Source organism: Photorhabdus tasmaniensis (assembly GCF_011189505.1).
Lineage (GTDB): Bacteria > Pseudomonadota > Gammaproteobacteria > Enterobacterales > Enterobacteriaceae > Photorhabdus > Photorhabdus tasmaniensis.
On record NZ_PUJU01000009.1, the window covers coordinates 88,842 to 115,135 of the forward strand.

Consider the following 26,294-nt stretch of genomic DNA (forward strand, 5'->3'; position numbering starts at 1 on the left):
TTTATCCCCCAAATAGGCGCTTTAAGAAGCCTTTCTTCTCTTCTTCAATAAAACGGAAAGGACGTTCTTCCCCCAATAAACGCTCAACAGTATCTGTATACGCTTTTCCTGCATCAGATTCCGTATCCAGAATAACGGGTTCCCCTTGGTTGGATGAACGCAGTACAGATTGATCTTCAGGAATAACACCAAGTAAAGGAATGCATAATATCTCCAGAACATCTTCCATACTGAGCATATCACCACGGCTTACCCGGCCTGGGTTATAGCGTGTTAGTAGCAGATGTTCTTTAATGGGATCTTCACCGCGTTCAGCACGTCGCGATTTAGAAGCCAGAATACCCAGAATACGATCTGAATCACGTACAGAAGAGACTTCAGGATTGGTTGTGATAATCGCTTCATCAGCAAAGTAGAGCGCTATCAACGCACCACTTTCAATCCCTGCCGGGGAATCACAGATAATAAAATCAAAACCTTGTTTATCCAGATCGACCAAAACTTTCTCAACACCTTCGGGTGTGAGCGCGTCTTTATCGCGAGTTTGCGATGCCGGCAAGATGTAAAGATTTTCGGTACGTTTATCTTTGATTAATGCCTGATTAAGCGAGACGTCACCTTGGATAACGTTCACGAAGTCATAAACTACGCGGCGTTCACATCCCATAATCAGATCAAGGTTACGCAGACCGATATCAAAATCGATAACAACGGTTTTTTTACCTCTTTGGGCAATGCCGGTAGCAATGGCCGCGCTTGAAGTGGTTTTGCCAACGCCACCTTTACCTGATGTAACAACAATAATGCGTGCCATGAAGCGATTCCTTATTAAAAGGGCTAGATTAAAGGTTCAATAGTTAATTCATTATTTACCAGGCTAAGTTTTGCGGCTTTTCCTGCTAATTCAGTCGGGATTTTATCGCCGAGCCAATATTGCCCGGCTATAGAGATGAGTTCAGCGTTTAAATGGGTGCAAAAAACCAAACATTCCTGATCACCAGATGCGCCAGCTAATGCCCGGCCACGCATCATGCCATAGATATGAATATTGCCGTCTGCAATCAATTCGGCACCGGCACTGACATTACTGGTGACAATAAGATCACTGCCTTGCGCATAAATTCTTTGCCCTGAACGAACAGGTAAATTAATTATGCGGTTTTTTTTTACAATAGGTTCTGTTGGTTTATTTTCCTGTGCCGAAGCTTTTTGTTTTTTGCCTTCATTCAGCAATGGTAAGCCGGCTTTTATTACCGCCCTGCGTTGCTGCTCATCACGGCAACCGCTAATTCCGACAACCCGGAATCCCGCTGAATCAATAGCGTGATGCAGCGCTTTCAGATCAGCGCCTGTCGGCAGAGCGGAGATATTAATGACAACAGGCGCATTTTTCAGGAAATCCGGTGCTTGTTCCACTTTTTCCTGTAGGGCCTGTAGGATAATTTCCGGTTGGTCATTGTGTAAATGAACAACTGAAAGCGTAAAATTACTGCCTTTTAGCTCAATTGGCGACTGTGACATCTATCCTGACTCAGATTCAGCAAATTTGAGATCCCCCAGAACAACATCTGGGATACGATATTTCGAAATACAATAAGCATGTTATAATTACTAAATTATTCAAGCAAGTCGTGGCCTTAATTTAAAAGAGTTTATTATAATGATTTGTGTGATCTACAGAAGCCCGAAACGGGAGCAAACATATCTTTATGTTGAAAAAAGAGATAATTTTTCTCGTGTTCCTGAAGAGTTGCTAAGAAGTTTTGGTCAGCCTCAATACGCAATGATGATCTCCCTGGCAGACAGAAAGAAACTGGCGGGTGCTGATATAGAAAAAGTAAAAATATCGTTAATTGAACAGGGTTTTTACCTGCAAATCCCACCCCCGGCCGAAAATTTAATGAATGCACATCTGGAACAGATGAAAGAATAAGAAAAATCCGAAGATTTGGTGAGTGAAATTAACCGTTATTGCAGTTTTATTAACCACTGCAATATTAACGGGTAAGGTGTTTTTTCCCCTTTATGTTGAGTTATGGCTGATAGGATGGTGCATAAATGCTATAATCAGGGGTATGCCTGATAAACCAGAGTGAGGAATGAGTATGTATCAGCACAGAGACTGGCAGGGCGCATTACTGGATCTTCCAGTTAATAAAGTTGTTTGCGTTGGCAGTAATTACGCTAACCATGTTAAAGAAATGGGTTTTCAGCCAACGGAAGAGCCACTCGTTTTTATTAAACCGGAAACTGCACTGTGTGATATACATCAACCGATTGCAATTCCAAAAGATTTTGGTGTTGTTCATCATGAAGTTGAACTGGCTATATTGATTGGTACACAGCTGAAACAAGCAAATCAAGAGCGTGTTGGCATTGCGATCGCCGGTTTTGCTGTCGCATTGGATCTTACCTTGCGTGATTTGCAGTCCAAATTCAAGAAAGCAGGTCAGCCGTGGGAAAAAAGTAAAGCGTTTGATGGTTCTTGTCCGATATCCGGGTTCATTCGGATGAGCAGTTTTGGCGATCCACAAAATGCTCGGCTCTCATTGACCGTCAATGATGAACTACGGCAGAACGGTAATACCAATGACATGTTGACACCCATCATTCCTCTGATCAGTCATATGTCTCACTTTTTCACTTTGCGGCCAGGAGATGTGATTCTTACCGGGACACCGGAAGGCGTCGGAGCACTGGAATCCGGTGATGTATTAAAGATTACTTTGAATGATAATGTACTCACTACCAGGGTGATTTGAATATAAGGAATAGCAGAAGTTATGTCTCAACCTTTCTGGCAGGTAAAAACCCTGGATCAGATGACGGACAAAGAATGGGAGTCATTATGTGATGGCTGTGGACAATGCTGTCTGCATAAATTAATGGATGATGATACCGATGAAATTTATTTTACTAACGTTGCCTGTAATCAACTCAATATAAAAACCTGTCAATGCAAAAATTACGAAGACCGTTTCAGATATGAGCCGGACTGTATCAAACTGACCCGCTACAATTTGCCAACATTTGAATGGTTGCCAATGACTTGTGCATATCGTTTGCTTGCAGAGGGGAAGACATTGTTACCCTGGCATCCATTGATTAGTAGGTCTAAATCAGCAATGCATAGCGAAAGGATCTCTGTCAGGCATATCGCTGTACGGGAAATTGATGTCGTGGAATGGGAAGACCATATTATTAATAAGCCTGAGTAATGATTTAACTGACTGTAACTCAATAAATTATTTTTCTATTACGCTTAGATTGTGGGGAATGTCTTCCCCAAAATGGGATTTGGTCCTAAAACTAAGTTATCCAGTACATGTCGCCACTAAAAATGAACTAAAGGTTGATTGTATATAATTGCATCTATACTATTACCTAAAGGTAATTAAACCTGTGGTTTATTAGAGGAGGCATAAAATATGCCAAGACATTCGGAAAACATAGAAAAAATTACCAATGATTTCAGCCACCTGAATGAACCGGAGCTCAATCGTACCCTGTATGATGTTTTTGATTCCTCTGGTACTGATATTGTGAATGACGTGGATGAACTCATTCTTCCACCAGGCTACCGATTGGTCAGAGTTGATAGCCGGTTAGATTTGGATATAGATGAGCCCCATTTTGAATTGTCGCTGCTCAGTGACGACGCTAAGGAAGTTGTTTATTACAACAAAGTTATTGTGATGAATGATTTAGTGCTTAACTGCCGTCCTGCGTCGCAGACGCTTGTGTGGAGAACAAAGAAACCAAAACATAAAGCGGCGTTAAGTGATTTGGCAGCTAAAATCTTTTTCCACTATCTGATTAGAACGCATGATGTTGCTGCCTCAAACGTCAATCAAATAATAGACGATATCTCTTTTTGGCAAGCTCGAATGTATGAAGCATTACAGTTTGGGCTTTATGTTTACGGTTATGATGTTATGACTTGTGAACTGAGAAATATCTTAACTGAGGATGATGTTGGTAAAGAGCAGAGTTGGTTGTGGGGCGATGCAGAATATTATATGGATAGGTTAGCCATTATTTCCAAGATTAAGCTTCCTAATAAATAGTGAATTAATAGAGAACAATTCTAACTTCTTATGGGTTTTTCCACACACGCCGCTTAATTGCGGCTTTTTTGGTTAAATTGATGACATACCGCTGTAGAACAGTTCAGATGGCGAGGTTGGAGAGCATAAAAAACCGTGGGGCACTCTATTAAATCGGCGATCAATGAAGTTATCGCTAAACGGGTGGTGAAAAAATCAGCAGATGCAATGGAGCCAGCAAGGTGCGCATGACTTACTCCAGACACGCACTGCGGTACTGAATGAGGATTTAAAAACCCAATTTGAGTACTGGTATCCGGGTATAAAATTAGGTGACAAAACGGATCATTATTGGACAGAGGCAGTTGCTGCATAAGTGCCCCACAGATTTTTATGCTTTCAGGCGCTTGGGGGCGTGTAGCTGAAGATAATCGGCGTTTTATCAATGGGGTGTTTTGGGTTTTACGGACGGGGGCGCCTTGGCGAGACCTACACACTGATTATGGTGACTGGAAAAATACCCACCGCCGTTTTTGCCGCTGGAGAGATAAAGGTATATGGGAAAAACTGCTCGAGCAATTGGTGAATGATCCCGATTTCGAGTGGTTAATGATTGATGCCAGCTATATTAAGGTTCATCCCGATGCGGCAGGCGCTAAAGGAGGTAATCAAGATATGGGGCTCACAAAAGGGGGCTCAATACCAAGATACATTTGGCCGTGGATGCGCATGGTATGCCAGTCAGAATTGTTATTACAAGTGGTACCACAGCGGATTGTTCACAAGCTGAGACTTTAATTGAAGGACTCGACGCAGAACATCTCTTGGCGGATAGGGGCTATGATAGCAACGCAATAGTAGAAAAAGCGGAACAACAAGGTTTTCAAGTCCAGATCCCCAGCCGGAAAAATCGGAAAGTCGCCAGAGAATATGATTGTGAACTCTACCGACTCCGCCATTTGGTTGAAAATGCGTTCCTTCATCTTAAACGCTGGCGTGGTATAGCTACTCGCTATGCAAAAAATAGCGCGTCTTTTCTTGCTGCCGTGCAAATCCGTTGCCTTGTTCTTTGGCTAAATATTTCATGACGACGACATCTAGTACTTTTCTTTTTCTATTCTTTTGCCTATAATGGTTATTCGAGCCATTTTAGACGAAAGGTGATTTATGGAAGTTATTCCCGCACAACTCGCTAAGAACCAGTTTGGTGATCTGCTTATGAAAGTTCAGCGTGAACCCGTGGTGATTAGTAAGCATGGTAAGCGTGTGGCCGTGGTTATCTCTTCTGAAGAGTATGATCAGTTTTCACAGCTTAAGTTACAGAGTTTAAAAGCCATTTTGGCTGAATCTATTGCACAGGCTGATCGTGGCGAATTGTATAGTATTGATGATGTGTTTGCACCGCTGACGATTGACGAACTTGAGGGTAAGGCTTAGGAATGAGCGTTCAGTTTACCAAGAAGGCCAGAGAGCATATTCGTGCAATAAAACGTTATTCTGTACGCCGATGGGGGGTTAGTGTCGCGGAAGCTTACGTCAATTCGTTGCGTGTGACTATAACTGACATTCTTGATCGTCAGCCATCTCCCGGTCTGGATCGTAGTGAGGACCTTTATTCTGGTGTGCGGAGCTTTCCTGTTGAGAGCCATATTATCTACTATCGAGACGTACCATCTGGTATAGAGGTGTTGGCAGTATTACACCAGACACAAGATCCACATAATCACCTGTAATAATGGCATTTATGGCAAAAATTGAATATGAAGATGGGTGCGAATTAGTTTCCTTAAAGGTGATAAGTAAGCTTGATTTGAACCGAAATAATAAACGGTATTTTCAAAAAATCTGCTCAGATTTAGAAGCTCATAACAGTCGTGGCATAACCTCTACAAACAAATTACTTCGTAAATGCTTTGAGTTTTTTAGCAAAAAAAGTTTCGGTAATTCAGGAGCTGAAATCGCACAATTTATTGCTAATTTCTCATCAAGCATGGTTTTTACAAAAATAATTGTTCAAGATGATCTTAATGCATATAAAGTTTTCGAGACTTTAAATGCGAGAGGTGTTCAATTATCAACTCCAGATCTATTAAAAAACTATTTATTTTCCATAGTAACTAAGGATGAAAAAATTGGAGATGAGGAACTTGATGATTTAGATAAGCAATTTTCGTCCATGAGAAAAGTAGTAACAACACCAGAAGAAGCATATAAATATATAAAATCACTGATTGATTTTTCACCTATTTATGCTTCCCTGATTAATCCGAATGACGCATGGTGGGCTGACCAAGATGTAAAATATAAAGAAGCATTACATTTCTTGAGTGGTATTAGACTATTCAACATAAAACAACCGTTGACGATATTGCTTGCGGCGTTTAATAAGTTTTCTCTAGAAGAATTTGTCAACCTTGCGCGCTATTTGTATGTTTTATCTATTCGATATAATATCATTTGTCATTTATCACCTAGTGAGCAAGAGTCTGTTTATAATCAAATTGCAATAAAGATCTCCAATGAAGAATATAAAAGAGCCAGCCATGTAAAGAATGGCGATGAATTTAAACGTTTGTATCCTGATGATAACACTTTCTTTAATGCTTTCGAATTTCATCGAATGCCAAGTAGGCAAACAGCAAAAAAAATTAGATTTCTTTTGGCTGAAATCGAGCGATCTCTAGGTAATAATTGCGAATATGAAAAGACGACATTAGAGCATATTTGCCCCTATAATCCCGAGAGAGATTGGGTTGATTCTTTTGGAGAGGGAGTCAATGATGTGAAGGATAGACTTGGGAATATGATTTTAATGGATAAAGATAACCTAAAAAGAGTTCCTTTTGACCGTAAGAAAGAAGAGTATAGAAAGTCTAATTACAAATTAGCTTTAAAGATAACGGAATATGAAGACTGGAATTTAGATACAGTTAATGACTTTCAAAAATGGATGTCTGAAAAAGCAGTAAATGCCTGGAAAGTTAGTTAGTAAGTGTACAGCACCAACCATATGTGACCTGCCAACCGTTGACCAACACTCGGCAATGTTAGTAATGCCTCCATCAACTGTGAGAACAATTGCGAACTTCCGCTGTTCGCTCAAAGCCGACTGTCAGATTTGATTGTGCGCTGCCAGAGAAAACTGTCAGGTCAAGTTTGAGCTAATAGGAAAGCATAAAAATCTGTGGGGCACTTATGCAGCAACTGCCTCTGTCCAATAATGATCCGTTTTGTCACCTAATTTTATACCCGGATACCAGTGCTCAAATTGGGTTTTTAAATCCTCATTCAGTACCGCAGTGCGTGTCTGGAGTAAGTCATGCGCACCTTGCTGGCTCCATTGCATCTGCTGATTTTTTCACCACCCGTTTAGCGATAACTTCATTGATCGCCGATTTAATAGAGTGCCCCACGGTTTTTTATGCTCTCCAGGTTAATCCAACCGTAGGTTTATTGTTGAGATATTTATATCTGGAGGTACCGGAAAGCGCTTTCCGGTACCTGAAACTAACTAACTTTCTGATTACTGAACATAATCTTTCAGTTTATAAACCAGTTTATTGCTATGGTTGGACAGGACCAGTTTTTGATCTTTTAGCGTGACTTTGACGCCATCGGCTAATACTTTACCAATCAGATAATCCCATTTGTTCAACTTATCATCAGCGCAAAGCATTTGAGTGCTGGCCAGGTTTTTAACGGTCAGTACGCCATTTTTCAGTTTGCCTTGACCCATAAAGAGATTACACATGGAACCAGAGATGTGCATTTTTTCACCGAACTCAATGGATGGTACGCGACCATCTTGATTTTTCGCACTTTCGCCATTAACACTCACCAGAACAAATTTGTGATGTTGTAAATCATCGATCGACACGTTTTCTACCGCTGATGCTTGGAATGTGGCTAACAATAAAGTCGCAGTTGCCAAAGGTAGTATTTTTTTCATATTTATCTCCTAATATATTATTTTAAGGGTGCTGATTAACAATATTCGGGCAATTTTTCCCGTTGATTAATTGCTGGATATTTCTCAGCGTAGTTTCACTGATACTGGTCAAGGCTTCTTCTGTCAGAAATGCCTGATGACCGGTAAACAGCACGTTATGACATGAAGATAAGCGACGAAAAATATCATCCTGAATCACGTCATTAGATTTGTCTTCAAAGAAGAGGTCGCGTTCATTTTCATAAACGTCCATACCTAGAGCGCCAATTTTTTGCTGTTTTAATGCGTTAATAGCGGCTGCGGAATCAATCAGAGCACCACGGCTGGTATTGACGATCATGACGCCGTTTTTCATTTTGCTGAAAGCAAGTTCATTCAGCAGATGATAGTTTTCTGATGTCAGCGGGCAATGAAGGGATATCACATCAGATTGCGCATACAGTGTATCCAGGCTGACATATTCAGCCCCGAGATCCAAAACAGCTTGATTAGGGTATGGATCACAGGCTAACAGGCGCATGCCAAACCCTTTAAGAATACGTAGCGTTGCAATACCAATCTTACCTGTTCCAATAATTCCCGCTGTACGGTTGTGCATATTGAAACCAATTAAGCCATCAAGAGAGAAATTGGCGTCACGGGTGCGTTGATAAGCCCGGTGAATACGGCGGTTTAAGCACAGGATTAACCCAATAGTATGTTCAGCAACAGCTTCTGGAGAGTAAGCCGGAACCCGTACAACCTGAATGCCCAATTCTTTAGCGGCGTCCAAATCGACATTATTAAAACCTGCACAACGTAGTGCGAGGATTTTTATATTCATCTCAGCCAATTCTTCAAGCACTTCACGATCAGCATTATCGTTAACGAAAATACAAACAGCATCTGCACCGATGGCATTTTTGGCGGTTTTTGAGCTAAGAGGAAAATCGAAAAACTCAAAATCATAATTAAACCCAAGCTTTTGATTAACCAGCTCCAGATGTTTATGGTCATACTGTTTGGTACTGTAAACGACTAATTTCATGGAATTATCTCCGTCATAATTTAAGTAGCTAATAAATTGTTTAGGGCTTAAATTATTGCTGACGTAAAGGTTTAAATAAACCAATAAATTAAATAACGCTATAAGGGTATTGCTTGTTGCTTCCCTATATATTCGGTAAAATTACCTTAATAATCAATGTCTTAGTTTGAGGTGTATCTGCTAAATTATGGAATAACAATAGAAGTAACCGATCTAAGGTTTAATAAGGAGAGGCCATGATTTGATAATCAAAGTGTTAAAAATATTCGTTATGGTTGAAGAAATAAAAGCGCACCGGGAGGTGCGCAAAATGCAGCAATATAATATATAGGTAATGTATGAATAGAGTGTAATTATCAGGCAGTCATCTTTTCCAGAACTTCACGGGCAGTTTGTTGCGCTTGATTTGCGGCATCAGGGCTTAATCCTACACCTTCAACAAACACAAATTCTACATCAGTAAGACCAATGAATCCGAGGAACAGGCGCAAATAAGGCACTAACAGATCACTGGGCCCATCTTTATGAATTCCCCCACGGCTGGTTAGGATAATGGCGCGTTTGCTTTTTATCAGACCCTCAGGACCATTCTCTGTATAACGGAAAGTGACGCCGGCACGAGCTATTAAGTCAAAATAGTTTTTCAGTTGGGTTGGAATGTGAAAATTGTACATAGGTGCAGTCATAACAATGACGTCATGATCCTGCAATTCCGCAATAAGTTCATCAGATAACGCTAATACCTCTTTCTGACGGGCTGTCATTTCATTATCTTTTGGACGTAATGCATGAACCAGTTCGTTATCCAGAACAGGAATAGGTTGTGCAGCCAGGTCACGTATTGTGATGCTATCGTCAGCATGGTTGGCTTGCCATTTTTCAATAAAGAAATCGGCCATTTGGTTAGTGTGTGAATGCTGCGCCATAATGCTGGATTTCAGAACCAGAACTTTACTCATTTTTATTCCTTAAATTAACTTTTGTTCGTTCACTTGTTAATCGCGATACAGTTATTCTATGAGTTATTATCTTCTGGTAATAGATCAATATTTAGAGATCAGAATTCAAATTTATTGAATAACATTTATCCGTGCTGATGATAACAGCAGGAATAGTAGCCGAAATTATTGCCAATAAATAGGATATGTTACTATGTCATCAGCAAAAACTGGCTAACCAGCAAAGTAATAAGTCACTAAGGACTAAGATAAGGTGAAAGAGACTCAAAAAATCATTAATCGTCAGGCCGTTTGTCCAACAATCAAATATCCAGAAAACCTGCCTGTCAGCCAGAAGAAAGATGATATCTACAACGCTATTCGTGATCATCAGGTTGTGATTATTGCTGGCGAAACCGGCTCGGGTAAAACAACGCAGATCCCCAAAATTTGCCTCGAATTAGGCAGGGGAATAAAAGGATTGATTGGTCATACCCAACCCCGTCGGCTGGCTGCTCGCGCAGTCGCCAATCGCCTGGCGGAAGAATTGGAAACCTCAGTGGGTTCAGCTGTAGGCTATAAAGTCCGTTTCAGTGATCATGTAAGCGATAACACGCTGGTCAAGCTGATGACAGATGGTATTTTGCTGGCGGAACTGCAAAATGACAGGCTGCTTAAACAGTATGACACGCTCATTATTGATGAAGCACATGAACGTAGCCTGAATATTGATTTTATTCTGGGCTACTTGCGTCAGCTATTGCCAAAACGTCCTGATCTGAAAGTGATCATCACTTCGGCGACTATCGATCCTGAACGTTTTTCCCGTCATTTTCATCATGCACCTATTATTGAAGTTTCAGGCCGAACTTATCCGGTAGAGGTGCGTTATCGGCCTGTAATAGCCGAAGACAGTGATGGAGAGCGGGATCAGCTTGAGGCCATTATTGATGCTGTTGATGAACTGGGCCGTGAAGGGCCTGGTGATATTCTGGTCTTTATGAGTGGTGAGCGGGAAATTCGTGATACAGCCGATGCTTTGAATAAATTGAATTTGCGTCATACCGAAGTATTGCCGCTGTTTGCGCGTCTTTCTAACAGTGATCAGAACCGGATTTTCCAGTCGCATGCTGGCCGCAGAATTGTGCTGGCAACTAACGTGGCAGAAACTTCTTTGACTGTACCGGGAATTAAATATGTGATTGATACCGGATATGCACGTATCAGTCGTTACAGTTATCGGACCAAAGTCCAGCGATTGCCGATTGAGCCAATATCCCAGGCATCGGCTAATCAGCGGAAAGGGCGCTGCGGACGTGTATCTGACGGGATTTGTATTCGTCTGTATTCGGAAGATGATTTCCTTTCACGGCCAGAGTTTACTGATCCCGAAATTTTGCGGACTAACTTGGCATCGGTCATTTTGCAAATGACATCAATTGGTCTTGGGGATATTAGCGCATTTCCATTTGTGCAACCACCTGATAAACGTAATATTCAGGATGGTGTCCGGCTTTTGGAAGAGCTTGAGGCGATTGACCAGAACGCAACGGAGAAAGGTAATTACCGTCTGACATTAATAGGGCGGCAACTTGCTCAACTTCCGGTTGATCCCCGGTTGGCGCGTATGGTACTGGAAGCCCGTCATCACGGTTGTGTGCGTGAAGTGATGGTAATTACTTCTGCGCTGTCTATTCAGGATCCAAGAGAGAGGCCACTGGAGAAACAACAGGCTTCTGATGAGAAACATCGTCGGTTTGCCGACAAAGATTCTGACTTTATTGCATTCCTGAAATTATGGGATTTTCTGAAAGAACAGCAAAAAGAACTTTCTTCTTCGCAATTCCGCAAGCTTTGCCGTCAGGATTATCTTAACTATCTGAGAGTCAGAGAATGGCAGGACATATATACCCAGCTACGACAAGTTGTAAAAGAAGTCGGTCTGCCGGTAAATAGTCAGGATGCAGATTATCGCAGTATTCATGTTTCGTTACTCTCTGGGCTGTTATCGCATATCGGCCAAAAAGATACAGATAAACAGGAATATACCGGTGCGCGCAATGCACGTTTTTCTATTTTTCCTGGCTCTGGTTTATTCAAAAAGCCACCTAAATGGGCAATGGTTGCGGAACTGGTTGAAACCAATCGCTTGTGGGGGCGTATTGCTGCGCGGATAGAACCTGAATGGATTGAACCGTTAGCCACACATCTGGTGAAGCACCATTATAGCGAACCGCATTGGCAAAAATCGCAGGGTGCGACAATGGCTAAGGAGAAAGTCACTTTATATGGATTGCCAATTGTGGCGAGTCGTTTGATTAGTTACAGTAAAATTGATCCAATGCTTTGCCGTGAACTGTTTATCCGCCATGCGCTGGTGGAAGGCGACTGGCAAACCCGGCATGCATTTTTCCGGGCGAATCTAAAATTACGTGAGGAAATTGAGGAGCTGGAACATAAATCCCGCCGTCGTGACATTTTGGTGGATGATGAAATCCTGTTCAGTTTCTATGATCAACGTATACCTCAGAGTGTGGTTTCTACGCGGCATTTCGATCGCTGGTGGTTGAAGACGAATAGAGCGCAACCAGATTTGCTCAACTTTGAAAAAAATATGTTGATCAAAGGCGATGCGGATAAAATCAGCGCGTTGGATTACCCTAATTATTGGTATCAAGATGCACTGAAATTACGGCTTAGTTATCAGTTTGAGCCAGGCACAGAAGCCGATGGTGTGACGGTTCATATTCCACTGCCGGTGCTGAATCAGGTCAAAGATGAAGGATTTGATTGGCAGATCCCGGGTATTCGCTATGATCTTGTTGTCGCTCTGATTAAATCATTGCCGAAACCGGTGCGCCGTAATTTTGTGCCGGCACCAAACTATGCTCAGGCATTTATGGAGCGGGTACCTCAACCCCAATCGACCTTGTTGGATAGTTTTGAGAGAGAATTACGGCGTATGACTGGTGTGACAGTGTCACGCGATGATTGGCAGTTAGAACAAGTGCCCGATCATCTCAAAATGACATTCCGGGTGGTAGGAGAGAAGAACCGGACTATCGCTGAAGGCAAAGATTTAGCAGCGCTGAAAGTACGATTGAAAGAGAAAGTTCAGGAGACGCTTTCAGCTGTTGCCGATGACGGTATTGAACAGAGTGGGCTGCATATTTGGAGCTTCGGTGAATTACCGGAACGATATGAGCAAAAACGTGGAGGTTACTCCGTTAAAGCATTTCCAGCGTTGGTGGATGAAAAAGAGAGCATCGGTATCAGATTGTTTGAAACCGAACTGGAACAGCGGACTGCCATGTGGGAAGGCACACGTCGTCTGTTACTGCTAAATATCCCTTCACCCATTAAATATTTACATGAGAAATTGCCGAACAAATCCAAATTGGGGCTTTATTTTAATCCTTATGGCAAGGTATTGGATTTAATTGACGATTGTATTTCTTGTGGCATTGATAAATTGATCGCGGCGAATGGTGGGCCGGCTTGGAATGAACAGACTTTTATTCAACTACAGAATAAGGTTCGGGCTGAGTTGAATGATACCGTTGTGGAAATTGCCAGGCAGGTAGAACAGATACTCACCACGGTTTTTGCTATTAATAAGCGTCTTAAGGGTAGAGTTGATATTTCGCTGGCTCTGGCGTTATCTGATATCAAAGCGCAGCTTTCTGGTTTGGTTTTCAGAGGATTTGTCACCGCAAATAGTTGGAAACGTTTGCCGGATGTTTTGCGTTATTTGCACGGTATTGACCGCCGCCTTGAAAAATTGGCGATTGATCCACACAGGGATCGGACGCAAATGGGGCGTGTTGAGAATGTTCAGCAGCAGTGGCAGCAATGGTTGGTGAAATTATCACTGCAACAGAAACAGTCACCTGAGGTACAAGAAATTCGTTGGATGATTGAAGAACTGCGGATCAGCTTGTTTGCTCAACAACTGGGTACGTTATATCCGGTCTCTGATAAACGCATTTTGCAAAATATGGAACAGATTGTTTCTTAATAGTGCAAGGCCACCTCTTTTAGCGGTGGCTTTTTACTAAAACGTATGACCTAGTTGGCAGGCACCTTCCGTATGTTTGGCTTTGTTAGCTCTAATGAAAGCATTAACCATGTCAGTTTTGCTTTCGCGGTTACGATCATAGTCAGCTTGCGTTGTCGTTTTCTTGGTCGCTATAGCACGTCTTAACAACATAAGCGCCGCCTTGAATTCTTTGTGTTACAGAATAATCTCTGACAATTGTTTCAACAGTTCCGGCAGTGCTGTCTGAACGGTTTCCCACACCACATCAAGATTGATGTCAAAATAGCCGTGGGCGATGCGGTTACGCATGCCGCGCATGCTGCGCCACGGCACTTCGGGGTTCGCTCGCGTGAATTCGGGATAGCCGTCCATCACTTTCGTGGCCGCTTCACCGATGATGATGAGGCTCATGATAACGGCTTGCTGAGTACACTTGTCCTCAAGGAAATCGGCTTTACTCAAGCCATCCACGAAGTTGCACGCATCCGTTGCAGCTTGTCGCATATGTTCGAGGTAGTCGGGGAGGCGGTTCCCACTCATATCGGCTGTGCCTCTGCGAGCACCTTGGCCCGGAATTTAGGTGGCAAGTCGGCAGGGGTCAACAGATCGACGTGTATGCCGAGCAATGATTCGAGTTCGATTTGCAGGCCACCCAGGTCGAACAGTGTTGCACCAGGCAACGCATCGACTAGCAGATCGAGGTCGCTGCCGTCCCGGTCGGTTCCATGGAGTACTGAGCCAAAGATGCGAGGGTTCGCTGCGCGAAAGCGACTCGCTGCTTCTCGCACAGCATTTCGTTTGAGATCAAGAATAACGGATGGTTTCATAGGGCCTTTTCCTTAATTGAAGCTCAACTCGTTGTAAAGATACTCTTCTGAGAATGCCATTTCAAGTACGCCAGTAGTTGATATCGATGATGATAAATATTATGTGCTTACTCCGGCTATTACATTCCTTTACTCCAGTAAAATAAAGAAAAAAGATTTTATATGTCATGTTGTAATTTCACGAGTGGAAATTATTTCAGCAATTGATGCTATTATTACTAACGCATAGTGTATTATTTAGTGAGCGTAATTCGTTGAAATTTACGTTAATCAATACTTACTCTCAATTATATTAAAAATTTATAAGATAGAAACAAAATAATTAAACAACGACGCATCAGCTAAGAAATAAATTTCTATAGCTGAATGCAGATTAATTTGTCACTGATAAGTTAGAGTTATTGTTGCGGTTACATTGGCCTGTCCGGGGGTAATATTGCGATCTGTCTGGAAATAGCGGGCGCGTAGCGGAATAGAATATTTCCCACCTGAATAGCTGTTGCCGATATTTATTTGTGAGTGGATCATTACGGGTTGATTGTTGTAAAGAATTTGCATGCCTACACCGGAAGCGGTTGTACGGTTGTTATCTTGATCAAGTGCCCAAACATAATTTGAACTGTTTTGTGCTTTCTTTCCATCAAGCATTAACTGAATCTGCACATCATCATCACAATCTAAAATAACCTCGAAATCTTTTTCTCCCGCAGTGCTGTTAACACCAGAAAAATCGCTTTTTTTGATATCGCCCATAGGAACAGTAATATTGGTATCTTTCAGTGAACAGCTTTTGGTAATAATCCGGGTATTACCTAAACGGTAGGTATGAACGATGCGATCATTTACCCGTGCTTGAATTAATTGATCACTTTTGACAAAACCGGAACCTGTTGTCGGTGCTATTTTTATCAACTGAATAGTCAAATAACCCCATGTATTACCGCAATACCAATGGCCTGAATGGTCACAACTAACAGGATCATTGGTCATTCGGGGTAACCAGTCCAGACCATAGCCAGGACCCCAGGTATTTATTCTGATACCCACACCGGGAACACCGGATTCGTAAATAGCATCTTTGTTGTAATCTGCACTTTTATAGGCTGTATATCCCCATGATGTATTTATTATTGTATCGCAATAGAAAATATTGCCTTTATTGTCTAATTCATCTGCACGATATTCATAAATGGTTGTGCCAATAGGTTTATCCCTTGGAACATATAAGGTTCCAAAAGACAGGTTAGTGATTTCTGGTTTAAATCCTTTATCAAATTGACAATTAGCGGCAAAACTATAAGGGATAATTGCCAGACCAGAAAATAAGATGACGGAAACTAATAAACATTTAAACCTATTGTAAGTACTGAGCATAGTATTTTCCTGAAAATCGTTATTTGCAGTGTGCTTCTATGGTATAAATGCCAGATAAAGGTTTTTTTTCTGGCAGTGTGTAATGAGCTACACATTCCTGAATATCCTTATAACCCCATTTAACCAGTAACTGTCCGCTATTGGGTAAACCAGTGAGATAAACTTGTCCTTCATGACTGACCATAGCACTGTTTGCTTCATCAATCTCATGCTGTTTTTTTAACGTAACAATAGCACCAAAAGGAATAGGATTTTCTTGATAATAAAGATTTATCAGCACCCTGTGGCCTATTCGGGTTTTGAAATTAGCCAGGACCAATGCCCCTTGAGTGGGAATAACGGTTTGGGCATTCGCGTCAATATCGATATTATCGGCTAATGAGTGGGTATCCAGCGCAATTCGGTTTTTCCGATAACTGCTGACATAAGGAATAACGGCATAACCATTCCGGTCAGTGGTAACACCTACATTATTCTGGATCTTTATTCCTTGAGCACCATCAGCCCGGATTAATGCCAGTGTATCCCCTAAATGTTGTGAAAGAGTAATGCCGTATGGATGGGCAACAATTCCTCCTTGAAGACCATAATTCAGCTGGCGGGAGTGATTATCATAGCTATAGCCGGCACTAAGCTGACCATAAGATCCTTTATATTCTGTGTGTATATGGCCGCCAGCGCCAGTACCGTGATTAGCATAATTCTGTTGTAAACTATAAATTAAATTATTATCTTCCAGTGCCGTACCACTTAAACCCACTTGGTGGGAAATATCCTTGTTTTTATTAGTATTAAAATTGTAACTGGTCCAGCTGTTTTTTAGCCAGCGATCTAATGGAATCTGTATGCTGAATGAGAAAAGCTGTTCATTTTTATTCGTATCGGGGAGTTGGTTATAGGTATAATTTAAACTGTAATTAATATTGCTATAATTGATGCTATAGCCTGCGTTGATATTCCGTTCATAACCATGTTGCTGCCAGTAGTCTTGCTGAAAAGCGGATAGATATAAACTACCAAAATCCCCAAAAGACTGATTAATATGCAATTGCAATTTGCTTTTTTTATTGGTGTGAGAACGCCAGTTACTTTTATTGGAATTATCTATATCATTGGCTTCTTTAAAGTCATAAAAGCCACGTGTCGAATAGCGATAACCTGCCAGAGTAAAATTAGTTCCTGTTAATGAAAGATCTTTTGCATATTGAAAGCGGTAAGATTGCCCCTTGGTATTAATATTTGATGGCAAATTGGTATTTGCATGTGTTACGTCAAAAGAGAGAGAGCCTAATATACCAAAATTATAACCTGATCCCAGGGCAACCGATTGATACTCTTTTGAAAAAATAGCCCCTCCATAGGTGGTGATATTATTGGAAAGGCCGTAGACCAGTGCCCCTTGGGCAAAATTGGGTTCTCGCCCACGATGATTTGATGATTGATATTGGCCCAGAGTGATTGAATATTGAATACCGCCTTCCCGTAACATGATAGGTATTGTGGAAAAAGATTGGATAGAGCGATGTTCCTGACCATCGGCTTCTTTAATAATCACTTCCAGGTTTCCACTTGTTGTGGTTGGGAAAAGGTCATTAATGACAAATGGACCCGGTGAAACATAAGTTTGATAAATAATATAGCCGCTTTGTCTGATTGTGACCTGTGCATTACTTTGTGCAATTCCGCGGATAGTAGGGGCAAAACCTTTTAAGCTGTCTGGTAACATATTATCGTCAGAAGCTAATTGTAAGCCACGAAATTGGACGCCATCAAAAATATAGGAGGATGTAAAGCTGTCACCCAGTGTTAATTGTCCTTTTAGTGAGTGAATGTCCCGTTGTAAATAGGTATTAATACTTTTCCAACTCTTATCGCGGCTGGTATAGGTGGAATAATTGCGCAGACGCCATGCTTGCCAATTAGCGCCGGTTCGAAGATTCAGATAGTTGGTTTGTGTAGAACCCGACGGATTATCTTGCCAGGTGTTTGAACCACTATAATTATAGTTAATCAATAATGAAGTTAATCCTTGTTGCCATAATTCAGGTGAAACATAACCTCTTGCTTGATTATTTAACGCTGCTTGTGGAATACTGATATCCAGCCTTTGTTGACCAAAATTAAAGGCAGTACTTGCTGATGGAATATATTGACCTAAATCAGACAGCTCTGTTTCTGGTGGTAAACTGATTAATTCTGAGAATGTATCAACTCTTACCCCCATATCCTGTAATTGCTGAATAGTTAGTTTAGGAAGCAATTTATTATTTGCCATAATAAAGTCTACATTTCTGGTCTCTATTTTATCTTTATTAAGATAAATATCTACCCAGTAGATTCCTGGGGGGTGATCATCTTGAGTGAAGATAGAGAGATCAATATTTTCAGGTGAACCAAAATCAGCCCCCATTTCTAAAGCATGAATATTGAAATAATCTTCAGAATAAACTTTAGCAGAGTAAAACAGTACTCCAATTGTCATAAAAAACGGTAATAAGATCCATGAATGTTCAATATCATATGATTTCTTATTAGTTTTATGCTGTGAGTACTTTCCCATAATTAACTTTCTAGCATAGAATAAATTAATGTGATTATTTTGTTAAATAGTGGTTTTTTCTTCGGCAGTTACGCCACCAAAATCATTAATAACTTTCCAGCTTATCTGTTTTATGTTTTTTACCGGCAGAGCCCAGCTCTGTTGACTAAAGGGCTTAATCATTCCCGCAGGTTTTATTTCATGTTGGTCTATTTTAATGTGAGAGAATGAGATAAAATAAGGGGTAGGATTTTCTGCAACCAATAAGTTATTTTCCGTTCTGAATTTGAGTTCTTTGTATGCGGTACTTGATTTTTCTGCCAAACGTGCAGGACGGTAAAGCAATTTAAATTTGGACTTAACTGTAATTTGTAATTGATTTTTATCTGATCTCACTGAAGTAGGAATAGATTTCACATTCAACCAAAAAAGTGACTCCCGATCTTCCGGCAGATGACTCTCTGTTTTTACAATCCGCAGAATATTTTCTTGGCCTGCTGTGAGCTTAAATATCGGGGGAGTCACGATAAAAGGGGTCTTCATGTTATCGTTTTCATCTTGGATCCAAGACTGTATCAGATAAGGTGCATCTTTTTCCGGGTTATTTATAGAAATGGATGCTTCCTTTTTATCGCTCATGTAAATAACGCGGGTTCCACCAATAACGACACCTGCGATAGCAAAATTTATGCTGATAATATATAGAAATATTGTAGTTAATAGGCGTTGGAACGGCACGGTAACCTCTTCGTTTTATCGTATTTTTATACGTTATTCTGTTGGATTTATGGGCGTCCATGCACCATATTTCTTTATTAGAAACAAAACATGAAGGCCGTTTTGTTCTAAGTTTGTGTTGTCTTAGTTATAAACGACAGTAAAGTTAGCGACTGCATCCCCAGAGCCTGGGCTAACTGTTTGAGCTGTAGCAATATACTTTGCGATAAACTTCAATTCTGCGGTTTTTTGATCAGTAAAAGTTTGGAGTTTGGATGCTTTTGCTAAAGGGATCAGTGTTGAATTATCTTCTTCATAGATACCAATAGCAACACCATCGGCGACTGATTGGCCTTTATCATTGGATAAAGCCAGAAGATTGTTATTTTTGCTATCTAACTGCCCATCAAATTTAACTTGTGCATGAGTATATTCTGGTGGGCAATCACTCATCTTAATACTAAACGGTGTTGCAGCAGCGGTACTATCTACACCACTAAATGCATTTGAGCTAATTGTCCCCATATTCACGTTTTGATTTGCAGAATCGGTATCGATTTTACACGCATTAGAGATGATATTACCTGTAAAATTGATCTTTCCATCTGCTGCATTTGCTACAGAGATAAATACAGAAGATGCAAGTAAGGATGAAATAATCAGTTTAGTGTTCATTGTAAATAGATCCTAACCCTGGCGGGTATTACGGCAGGGAAACAGAAACATTGATTGAACCGAGACTGTATAAATGTCAATACAGCATGTAAGTATCTAAAGCTCTTATCCGATAGCTTCTTATTTAGGATAAAGTGTGGGTGATAATAGCGATTAATTCGGAAGAATCCAAAGAATGACTCAGTAATATGCTATATTTGAGATTTTAATCTATAATTAATGACTAGGCAGGATTTTTTTTAAAGTTTATTGTAATTTATCATATGGAATAAAATATTATCCTGGCGGATAAGAATATTTATTAATTAATAATTGGTTGTAAAATGAACTGTGATATAAATCACAATTCATATATCGCACTGAAAAATTTATTCTTTATTTTCTGTTTTATTATCTTGATGTGATTATTTCATATTGTTATTTTTTCGTTTTTGGGAATGTATATACATGATAGATTAAGTTATCCAGATCAAGTGACTTTATAGCCCATCATATTTATATTTCTGTTTTATTGCTGATATGGGCTTTGAACGGCAATATATCTCGAACGTATTCTTTTCAGTACAAGATCGTTTTTCCGATCACATTGAATACCTCGTCAACACAGTAAACGGAGGAAAAATGAAACAGTTCGTCTTTGTATCGGGCTTATTGGCCATCGTACTCGCATTCGTGCAGCCCGTCTCGGCCATGGAAGTAGAGCAGAAAATCGTCACTAATGGTGCGGCATCAATCGAATATTCGGTGCGAGGGGAGGGACCGCTGATTGTGATGATCGCCTCAACCGGTCGGGGAACGGCGGAATTCGCACCGCTCGCGGATCGACTGGCGATGCGCGGCTATCGCGTTGCTCTGCTTGAGCCCCGCGGGATCTCGGGGTCAACCGGTCCGATGGAGAACGTGACTTTCCACGACTTTGCCGATGATTTTGCGGCGGTGATTGCAGCGGAAGGCAGCAAGGCAATTGTGGTGGGTCATGCTTATGGTCACTGGATCGCCAAGACAATCGCCTCGGATTATCCTGAAATGACGCGGGGCATAGTGCTTCTGGCAGGGGCCGCGAAATCTTGGCCTCCGGAGCTTTCTGATGCAATCACTGTGATTAATGATCCGAAATCTACCCGCGAGGAGCGACTGGCGCGGCTTCGGCTTGCCTTCTTCGCGGAAGGTAATGATCCGACGCCTTGGCTTGAGGGTTGGCATTCCGATGTCGTAAAAAGCCAGTCTGCGGCGCGTGAGCTGACTAATCGTGAGGATTGGTGGGCTGGCGGGACGGCGCCGATCCTTGATCTGCAAGCAGGGTCCGACCCGTTCCGGCCTGAATCGTCGCGGATGGAGGCAAAGGACGAGTTTGGTGACCGCGTTACTGTGGCTGTGATCAAAGGGGCCAGCCATGCGCTGCCTGCGGTGAAACCTATTGAGACAGCAGATGCGATTGCGGATTGGGGCGATAAACTGAATAACTAAGAGAGTAATCTTGTCTCTGTCAGGGCATTCGAACTGTGCTTGTTTCGGCGCGAATTTTCCAGACAGGGACGGTTCTGATGACCGGCTTTGGTAAATATAAAATTAGTTACAACATACTTTTTAATACAACATCTAAAAAATATGCCAGAACAGTGCAAAAATAAAACAAATTGCTATATGAAAACACGAATGGCTACTACAGCGTAGTAATAGCCTAAATTCGACGGGATTACTTGATTAATAGCCAGGTTGCAGGGATTGTGATTATTAGTAACGCGGCAATAGCTAATTTTTCAGCTAGATAAAGATTGTGTTTCTGTGGATTTTGACGGCGAGCATACAGGAAAACAATAACACCCGGTGCATAGAGAACAACAGACAATAACAAATTCATTAAACCGGATGCATAAAGCAGCCATAGGCCATAAATACAAGCCCCAATAGCAATCAGTAATAATCCCTTGTTGCTACGATCAAAAGCGACCTTCAACAGAAATGCGCCAACAAGGAAGTAGGGCAGTAAAATCATCTCTGATGCAATTGCCAGTAATGAATTGTAGTTGCTTCCGCTCAACCAAATCAGAACGAGGGAAAGTTGTATTGCGCCATTAGTCAACCACAATGAGGATGATGGCGCGTTATTGCCGTTTTGCAGACCAAAAATTTTCGGGAAAGAGCCATGTTGGGAAGCGATAAATGGAACTTCCGCCGCCATGATCGTCCAGCTTAGATAAGCACCGCAAACGGAGATAATTAATCCGGTGGCAATAATGATTTCCCCTGCCGAACCAATAAGTCCTACCATCAGGTTTGCCATCGATGGATTGCGTATTTCGGCTAATTCAGGCCGTGGTACTAACCCAAGGGAGAGCAGGGTAACTAATATGTATATTCCTAATGCGGCGATGACGGCCAGCATAGTCGCAATACCAACGTCTTTACGTTTTTTTGCCCTGGCTGAAACTACAACGGCGCCTTCAATACCAATGAAAACCCAAAGGGTAATTAGCATCGTGTCTTTCACTTGTTGCCAAACAGGAACACCCAAGTCGATACCTGTAAAGTCAAGATCAAAGATCTCCATTTTAAACGCGATTGCGGCAAGAATAATGAAAGCACCTAAAGGCAGCAATTTTGCCATTGTTGCCAGTTTGTTGATTCCAGCTGCGGTTTGAACGCCACGGAGTACCAACCAATGTACTAACCAGAGTAAAATAGATTCTCCCAATAGGGATTGCCAAGTATTGCCGTCACCAAAGATGATGATACCTTCTTTGTCAGTAAAAAAACTTAGGGCGGCAAAAACGATAACCAGATAAGAAACATTGGCAACGACCGCGCATAACCAATATCCCCAGGCAGAACAGAAGCCTATGAGTTCACCAAAGCCTTCTTTGGCATAAGTGAAAATGCCTCCATCAAGATCCGGACGCAGGCGAGAGAGAAATAGCAGGGCGGTCGCCAGAAACAGGATACCGACACTGGTTATTCCCCAACCGATCATCAATGCTGCCGGGCTGGCGATTTCAGCCATATTTTGCGGTAAGCTGAAAACACCCGCGCCAACCATAGAACTGAGTACCAGAGCAGTAAGAGCTGTAAGGCCGAGTTTTTTTTCCAAAGATATGTTCCTAATATGACACAAACTGCATTGTTAGCCAGTTCATTACCCCGATCACAAAAATGAATTGGGCATTGGGTTTTTGTCGCTTCCAAGCTGTATAGAACGGAAAAACAGACTGGTTAAACCTAGAAATAGAGGGGGATTCTACGGAGGGTATGGGCTGGATGCAATGGTTTTCTATGCAGATAACTATAAAATTTATGCACTGTTAGAGTGATGGTTAAGACGCCTGTTATACGATTTATTTTTATAAATTTATATGGGGTATTTTTATAATGCTGCTTATTATGCTAAGAGGAATAAATGATGAATATAAAACACCGTGATGCTATTACTAATTAAGTAATTTTCATTTTAATTTATTTAGTCAACCTGAAAATTTAGTGAAAATAATTGTAAAAGGTAAATGTTTTTCTTTAATCTTTGTTTTCCTATGTAATATTATTACCATGTGACAATAATCATTTGTTTACATATCAGGTTGTTAAATTAATATTTTTAGTATGCATATTTATAGTTTCATGAATGTTTTATTAAATTAAAATCTCCACCGATATTTAATTAATTGATTGATTTTATATGGTTTTTTTGTGTTTTTTAATTGTTTTTGTTAATTTTAGATTGGGGTTAATATATTTTTATCAACTATTTTCACCAGTGACAAATTAATTTTCGTTAATGTGACACAATACTGCTCTTATATAAAAATAAAAAAATCATGTTGACAACGACCATTTTGATTTATATTGTTTGTGAAAATATTAACCTGTTATCTATTAACTCATTTTCTTGTATATGTTTTTAGTTTTCAGGAATGATTATATGTACATATGCAAAAAAAATTGGATAGTTAGGAGATAATTGTTATTCGAATTATTATCTTTTAGGCGCCTGCTAATGGCTTGGTATTAAATATTCATAAAGGTTAGAACATATGAAGCGTGTTCTGGTGATATCGTATTCCCAAAGCGGCCAATTGATCGAGGTGGTAAAAAGTTTAATCACACCTTTGCATGAGTCTGACGAGATATACATTCGTGAAGTGGTTCTGAAACCTATTCCAGAGTATCCATTTCCCTGGTCATTTTCTAAATTTGTTGATGCTTTTCCGGAAACGGTGCAGTTACATCCACCTGAATTAGTTTCTTTGCATCTGGAGGATGAAGCACCTTTTGACCTGGTCATATTAGGCTATCAAGTTTGGTATTTGTCACCATCCCCTCCAATAACCGCATTTCTCAAGAGTAAAGAAGGAAAACGATTACTCAATGGTCGGCCCGTGGTAACGGTTATTGCTTGTCGAAATATGTGGTTGATGGCCCAGGAAACCGTCAAAAAGCTTTTACATGAAAATGGGGCACACTTGCGCGATAACGTGGTTTTTATTGATAAAGCAAACTTTTTTGCCACATTGTTTACAACCCCATTGTGGTTAATGACAGGAAAAAAACAGCCAATTGCTAGTTTACCGCCGGCTGGAGTATCGGAAGAAGATATTCGGGGAGCTAAACGTTTCGGAGATGCGTTAGTGACAGCGCTTAAAGCAGATAAAGAGAAAGTTGACGCCCCGATGTTGAAAGGTTTAGGAGCCGTATTTGTCGATCAATCTTTTATTTTCGGTGAACAGGCTATACATCGGGGATTTAGATTGTGGTCTGGATTTATTTATCGTGTAGGTAAACGGGGGAAATGGGTAAGGCGTTCTCTATTAACCATGTTTGTGATCTATTTGATACTAATGGCACTGGTTGTCGTACCTATTTCAGTGGTTATTCGCCGTTTGCTGAACGTATTACTGAAAAAACGCCTCAATGAGTTACAAAAATACTATGAACAACCATCTGGTTCTGCCCGCTATGATGATAAAGGAGATAAATAAGTAAATGAGTAATAACGTTTATATCACTAAAGTTTCCGCCTTTATGCCGGGAAACCCCATAGATAATGAAACAATGGAATCTGTTCTTGGTTTTGTTGGTGATCGTCCATCAAGATCTCGTCATATCGTGCTCCGCAACAATGGTATTAAATATCGCCATTACGCGCTGGATCCGGAAACAGGAGAGACAACTTATTCATGTGCTCAACTGGCGGCTGAAGCAGTAAAAGGTTTGGTAGATGAACACTTTTCTTTAGATGATATGCAAAGCTTGGCAGCAAGCAGTGGTGTTCCTGATCAGATTATACCGGGTCATGGTGTAATGGTTCATGGCGAACTCAAAAATAAACCTTGCGAAGTTATCTCAACTGCGGGTGCTTGTGCTGCGGGTATGACAGCGATGAAATATGCTTATTTGTCTGTTCTCTCGGGAACAACAAGTAATGCGGTTTCAACCACCTCGGAGACTCCTTCAACAGTACTGCATGCCCGCAACTTCCAGAGTGAAAACGAAGCCCGGGTTGCAGAACTGGAACGACGTCCTGAAATCGCTTTTGAAAAAGATTTTCTGCGTTGGATGCTTTCTGATGGTGCTGGCGCTGCTTTACTTGAAAATAAACCTCGACCTGATGGTGTTTCATTACGAATTGATTGGATAGATATTTACTCTTTTGCTAATGAGCAAGAGACATGCATGTACTCGGGTGGAGAGAAATTAGCCGATGGCAGCTTGAAAAGCTGGACACAAATGAGTCAAGCTGATTGGCTGACATATTCTGTTTTCTGTATTAAGCAGGATGTCAGATATTTAAATGAGAGGGTCGTTAAATTTACACTTAGCGAACCACTGAGACGAATAGTTGCCGCTCGTAATTTATCACCAGACTCTATTGATTGGTTCTTGCCGCATTATTCATCTGAATATTTCCGCATGAAATTTGCCGAGGGTCTTGAAGACATTAATTTTGGTATTGAGCAAGAGCGTTGGTTTACTAACTTAACTGTGAAAGGAAATACCGGATCGGCTTCTGTCTATATCATGCTGGATGAGCTCATGAAGTCGGATAAATTGAAAAAAGATCAGCGTATTTTATGTTTTATCCCTGAAAGTGCCAGATTCACAGGGGCATTCATGCACCTGACTGTTGTGTAAATATTCAACTTAATTAATGAAAAAGGGGGAGACGACAAGT

Annotated in this window: 23 protein-coding genes and 5 pseudogenes; 14 read left to right on the plus strand and 14 right to left on the minus strand. The window is 41.0% G+C overall.

All coding sequences use genetic code 11. From position 1 onward, the window contains the following. Nucleotide 1: 1 nt before the first annotated feature. Both minD and minC read right to left on the minus strand, forming a co-directional pair. Nucleotides 2-814 carry a septum site-determining protein MinD gene (gene minD / locus C5471_RS06030; protein WP_133813127.1) on the minus strand — a complete coding sequence of 271 codons (813 nt, stop codon included), beginning with the start codon at nucleotides 812-814 and terminating at the stop codon, nucleotides 2-4. A gap of 23 nt (nucleotides 815-837) precedes the next feature. Continuing rightward, nucleotides 838-1,521 (minus strand): septum site-determining protein MinC, encoded by a 684-nt coding sequence (gene minC / locus C5471_RS06035; RefSeq protein WP_166295714.1) that lies wholly within the window; start codon nucleotides 1,519-1,521, stop codon nucleotides 838-840. A gap of 139 nt (nucleotides 1,522-1,660) precedes the next feature. Here minC and C5471_RS06040 point away from each other — a divergent pair, with 139 nt between their 5' ends. From C5471_RS06040 to C5471_RS06080, 9 genes and pseudogenes are all read left to right on the plus strand, one after another. After that, the gene (locus C5471_RS06040; protein ID WP_133813126.1) at nucleotides 1,661-1,933 is read left to right on the plus strand and encodes a YcgL domain-containing protein; all 273 of its coding nucleotides are present in this window, start codon (nucleotides 1,661-1,663) and stop codon (nucleotides 1,931-1,933) included. A 172-nt stretch (nucleotides 1,934-2,105) separates the two neighbouring features. Next, nucleotides 2,106-2,762, plus strand: a complete 657-nt coding sequence (locus C5471_RS06045; RefSeq protein WP_133813125.1) for a fumarylacetoacetate hydrolase family protein — start codon at nucleotides 2,106-2,108, stop codon at nucleotides 2,760-2,762. Between the two features lie 21 nt (nucleotides 2,763-2,783). Next, a complete protein-coding gene (locus tag C5471_RS06050) occupies nucleotides 2,784-3,218 on the plus strand; it encodes a YcgN family cysteine cluster protein (protein WP_133813124.1) in 435 nt (144 codons plus the stop codon). Nucleotides 3,219-3,428: 210 nt separating this feature from the next. Beyond that, nucleotides 3,429-4,067, plus strand: a complete 639-nt coding sequence (locus C5471_RS06055; protein ID WP_133813123.1) for a hypothetical protein — start codon at nucleotides 3,429-3,431, stop codon at nucleotides 4,065-4,067. 147 nt (nucleotides 4,068-4,214) lie between these two features. Then, nucleotides 4,215-4,422: pseudogene (locus tag C5471_RS06060) on the plus strand (ISKra4 family transposase); the annotation flags it as partial. 23 nt (nucleotides 4,423-4,445) lie between these two features. Further along, a pseudogene (locus C5471_RS06065) lies at nucleotides 4,446-5,134 on the plus strand (IS5 family transposase); the annotation flags it as partial. A gap of 79 nt (nucleotides 5,135-5,213) precedes the next feature. Continuing rightward, nucleotides 5,214-5,483: a type II toxin-antitoxin system Phd/YefM family antitoxin gene (locus C5471_RS06070; protein WP_133813122.1), complete on the plus strand. Its 270-nt coding sequence runs from the start codon at nucleotides 5,214-5,216 to the stop codon at nucleotides 5,481-5,483. 2 nt (nucleotides 5,484-5,485) lie between these two features. Continuing rightward, nucleotides 5,486-5,779 (plus strand): type II toxin-antitoxin system RelE/ParE family toxin, encoded by a 294-nt coding sequence (locus C5471_RS06075; RefSeq protein ID WP_133813121.1) that lies wholly within the window; start codon nucleotides 5,486-5,488, stop codon nucleotides 5,777-5,779. A gap of 11 nt (nucleotides 5,780-5,790) precedes the next feature. Then, a complete protein-coding gene (locus C5471_RS06080) occupies nucleotides 5,791-7,035 on the plus strand; it encodes a DUF262 domain-containing protein (RefSeq protein WP_242688593.1) in 1,245 nt (414 codons plus the stop codon). 204 nt (nucleotides 7,036-7,239) lie between these two features. Here C5471_RS06080 and C5471_RS06085 read toward each other — a convergent pair. The 4 genes and pseudogenes from C5471_RS06085 to C5471_RS06100 all read right to left on the minus strand — a co-directional run. Then, nucleotides 7,240-7,447, minus strand: a pseudogene (locus tag C5471_RS06085) (ISKra4 family transposase); the annotation flags it as partial. Between the two features lie 122 nt (nucleotides 7,448-7,569). Beyond that, nucleotides 7,570-7,995 carry a heat shock protein HslJ gene (gene hslJ / locus C5471_RS06090; RefSeq protein WP_133813120.1) on the minus strand — a complete coding sequence of 142 codons (426 nt, stop codon included), beginning with the start codon at nucleotides 7,993-7,995 and terminating at the stop codon, nucleotides 7,570-7,572. Nucleotides 7,996-8,017: 22 nt separating this feature from the next. After that, a complete protein-coding gene (locus tag C5471_RS06095) occupies nucleotides 8,018-9,022 on the minus strand; it encodes a 2-hydroxyacid dehydrogenase (RefSeq protein WP_133813119.1) in 1,005 nt (334 codons plus the stop codon). Nucleotides 9,023-9,378: 356 nt separating this feature from the next. After that, nucleotides 9,379-9,981 carry an FMN-dependent NADH-azoreductase gene (locus C5471_RS06100; RefSeq protein WP_133813118.1) on the minus strand — a complete coding sequence of 201 codons (603 nt, stop codon included), beginning with the start codon at nucleotides 9,979-9,981 and terminating at the stop codon, nucleotides 9,379-9,381. Nucleotides 9,982-10,246: 265 nt separating this feature from the next. On the opposite strand from C5471_RS06100, the pseudogene hrpA reads away from it, so the two are divergent. Further along, nucleotides 10,247-13,978 (plus strand): annotated as a pseudogene (hrpA, locus tag C5471_RS06105) (ATP-dependent RNA helicase HrpA); the annotation flags it as partial. Nucleotides 13,979-14,014: 36 nt separating this feature from the next. Here the strand turns inward: hrpA and C5471_RS06110 are convergent. Genes C5471_RS06110 through C5471_RS06120 form a run of 3 tightly spaced genes read right to left on the minus strand, consistent with a single transcriptional unit; the run spans nucleotide 14,015 to nucleotide 14,826 of the window. Continuing rightward, nucleotides 14,015-14,170 carry a hypothetical protein gene (locus C5471_RS06110; protein ID WP_166295717.1) on the minus strand — a complete coding sequence of 52 codons (156 nt, stop codon included), beginning with the start codon at nucleotides 14,168-14,170 and terminating at the stop codon, nucleotides 14,015-14,017. Between the two features lie 24 nt (nucleotides 14,171-14,194). After that, nucleotides 14,195-14,539 carry a HepT-like ribonuclease domain-containing protein gene (locus C5471_RS06115; protein ID WP_133813116.1) on the minus strand — a complete coding sequence of 115 codons (345 nt, stop codon included), beginning with the start codon at nucleotides 14,537-14,539 and terminating at the stop codon, nucleotides 14,195-14,197. After that, nucleotides 14,536-14,826 carry a nucleotidyltransferase family protein gene (locus C5471_RS06120; protein ID WP_133813115.1) on the minus strand — a complete coding sequence of 97 codons (291 nt, stop codon included), beginning with the start codon at nucleotides 14,824-14,826 and terminating at the stop codon, nucleotides 14,536-14,538. The genes C5471_RS06115 and C5471_RS06120 overlap by 4 nt, the downstream gene beginning before the upstream one ends. A gap of 58 nt (nucleotides 14,827-14,884) precedes the next feature. On the opposite strand from C5471_RS06120, the gene C5471_RS24230 reads away from it, so the two are divergent. Further along, nucleotides 14,885-15,055, plus strand: a complete 171-nt coding sequence (locus C5471_RS24230) for a CcdB family protein (protein WP_133814214.1) — start codon at nucleotides 14,885-14,887, stop codon at nucleotides 15,053-15,055. Between the two features lie 152 nt (nucleotides 15,056-15,207). On the opposite strand, the gene C5471_RS06130 is transcribed toward C5471_RS24230, so the two are convergent. The 4 genes from C5471_RS06130 to C5471_RS06145 form a co-directional block, all read right to left on the minus strand. Further along, nucleotides 15,208-16,200 (minus strand): fimbrial protein, encoded by a 993-nt coding sequence (locus tag C5471_RS06130; protein WP_133813114.1) that lies wholly within the window; start codon nucleotides 16,198-16,200, stop codon nucleotides 15,208-15,210. 19 nt (nucleotides 16,201-16,219) lie between these two features. Continuing rightward, the gene (locus tag C5471_RS06135; protein WP_133813113.1) at nucleotides 16,220-18,760 is read right to left on the minus strand and encodes a fimbria/pilus outer membrane usher protein; all 2,541 of its coding nucleotides are present in this window, start codon (nucleotides 18,758-18,760) and stop codon (nucleotides 16,220-16,222) included. Between the two features lie 42 nt (nucleotides 18,761-18,802). After that, nucleotides 18,803-19,477 (minus strand): fimbria/pilus periplasmic chaperone, encoded by a 675-nt coding sequence (locus tag C5471_RS25045; protein WP_133813112.1) that lies wholly within the window; start codon nucleotides 19,475-19,477, stop codon nucleotides 18,803-18,805. A 123-nt stretch (nucleotides 19,478-19,600) separates the two neighbouring features. Next, nucleotides 19,601-20,131 (minus strand): fimbrial protein, encoded by a 531-nt coding sequence (locus C5471_RS06145; protein WP_133813111.1) that lies wholly within the window; start codon nucleotides 20,129-20,131, stop codon nucleotides 19,601-19,603. Between the two features lie 519 nt (nucleotides 20,132-20,650). On the opposite strand from C5471_RS06145, the gene C5471_RS06150 reads away from it, so the two are divergent. Next, a complete protein-coding gene (locus tag C5471_RS06150) occupies nucleotides 20,651-21,598 on the plus strand; it encodes an alpha/beta fold hydrolase (RefSeq protein ID WP_242688596.1) in 948 nt (315 codons plus the stop codon). Between the two features lie 229 nt (nucleotides 21,599-21,827). On the opposite strand, the gene C5471_RS06155 is transcribed toward C5471_RS06150, so the two are convergent. Beyond that, nucleotides 21,828-23,219, minus strand: a complete 1,392-nt coding sequence (locus C5471_RS06155; protein WP_133813110.1) for an amino acid permease — start codon at nucleotides 23,217-23,219, stop codon at nucleotides 21,828-21,830. Between the two features lie 937 nt (nucleotides 23,220-24,156). On the opposite strand from C5471_RS06155, the pseudogene stlC reads away from it, so the two are divergent. Together stlC and stlD are read left to right on the plus strand one after the other, a co-directional pair. Then, nucleotides 24,157-25,105 (plus strand): annotated as a pseudogene (stlC, locus tag C5471_RS06160) (stilbene biosynthesis aromatase StlC). Continuing rightward, entirely contained in the window at nucleotides 25,106-26,254 is a 1,149-nt protein-coding gene (stlD, locus tag C5471_RS06165) for a beta-ketosynthase StlD (protein WP_133813108.1), read from the plus strand. The last annotated feature ends 40 nt before the right edge of the window (nucleotides 26,255-26,294 follow it).

Excerpts from the sequence above, each read along its gene's own strand:
- minD (WP_133813127.1), bottom strand. The coding sequence starts at position 814 with ATGGCACGCATTATTGTTGTTACATCAGGTAAAGGTGGCGTTGGCAAA.
- minC (WP_166295714.1), bottom strand. The coding sequence starts at position 1,521 with ATGTCACAGTCGCCAATTGAGCTAAAAGGCAGTAATTTTACGCTTTCA.
- C5471_RS06040 (WP_133813126.1), top strand. The coding sequence starts at position 1,661 with ATGATTTGTGTGATCTACAGAAGCCCGAAACGGGAGCAAACATATCTT.
- C5471_RS06045 (WP_133813125.1), top strand. The coding sequence starts at position 2,106 with ATGTATCAGCACAGAGACTGGCAGGGCGCATTACTGGATCTTCCAGTT.
- C5471_RS06050 (WP_133813124.1), top strand. The coding sequence starts at position 2,784 with ATGTCTCAACCTTTCTGGCAGGTAAAAACCCTGGATCAGATGACGGAC.
- C5471_RS06055 (WP_133813123.1), top strand. The coding sequence starts at position 3,429 with ATGCCAAGACATTCGGAAAACATAGAAAAAATTACCAATGATTTCAGC.
- C5471_RS06070 (WP_133813122.1), top strand. The coding sequence starts at position 5,214 with ATGGAAGTTATTCCCGCACAACTCGCTAAGAACCAGTTTGGTGATCTG.
- C5471_RS06075 (WP_133813121.1), top strand. The coding sequence starts at position 5,486 with ATGAGCGTTCAGTTTACCAAGAAGGCCAGAGAGCATATTCGTGCAATA.
- C5471_RS06080 (WP_242688593.1), top strand. The coding sequence starts at position 5,791 with ATGGCAAAAATTGAATATGAAGATGGGTGCGAATTAGTTTCCTTAAAG.
- hslJ (WP_133813120.1), bottom strand. The coding sequence starts at position 7,995 with ATGAAAAAAATACTACCTTTGGCAACTGCGACTTTATTGTTAGCCACA.
- C5471_RS06095 (WP_133813119.1), bottom strand. The coding sequence starts at position 9,022 with ATGAAATTAGTCGTTTACAGTACCAAACAGTATGACCATAAACATCTG.
- C5471_RS06100 (WP_133813118.1), bottom strand. The coding sequence starts at position 9,981 with ATGAGTAAAGTTCTGGTTCTGAAATCCAGCATTATGGCGCAGCATTCA.
- C5471_RS06110 (WP_166295717.1), bottom strand. The coding sequence starts at position 14,170 with ATGTTGTTAAGACGTGCTATAGCGACCAAGAAAACGACAACGCAAGCT.
- C5471_RS06115 (WP_133813116.1), bottom strand. The coding sequence starts at position 14,539 with ATGAGTGGGAACCGCCTCCCCGACTACCTCGAACATATGCGACAAGCT.
- C5471_RS06120 (WP_133813115.1), bottom strand. The coding sequence starts at position 14,826 with ATGAAACCATCCGTTATTCTTGATCTCAAACGAAATGCTGTGCGAGAA.
- C5471_RS06130 (WP_133813114.1), bottom strand. The coding sequence starts at position 16,200 with ATGCTCAGTACTTACAATAGGTTTAAATGTTTATTAGTTTCCGTCATC.
- C5471_RS06135 (WP_133813113.1), bottom strand. The coding sequence starts at position 18,760 with ATGGGAAAGTACTCACAGCATAAAACTAATAAGAAATCATATGATATT.
- C5471_RS06145 (WP_133813111.1), bottom strand. The coding sequence starts at position 20,131 with ATGAACACTAAACTGATTATTTCATCCTTACTTGCATCTTCTGTATTT.
- C5471_RS06150 (WP_242688596.1), top strand. The coding sequence starts at position 20,651 with ATGGGCTTTGAACGGCAATATATCTCGAACGTATTCTTTTCAGTACAA.
- stlD (WP_133813108.1), top strand. The coding sequence starts at position 25,106 with ATGAGTAATAACGTTTATATCACTAAAGTTTCCGCCTTTATGCCGGGA.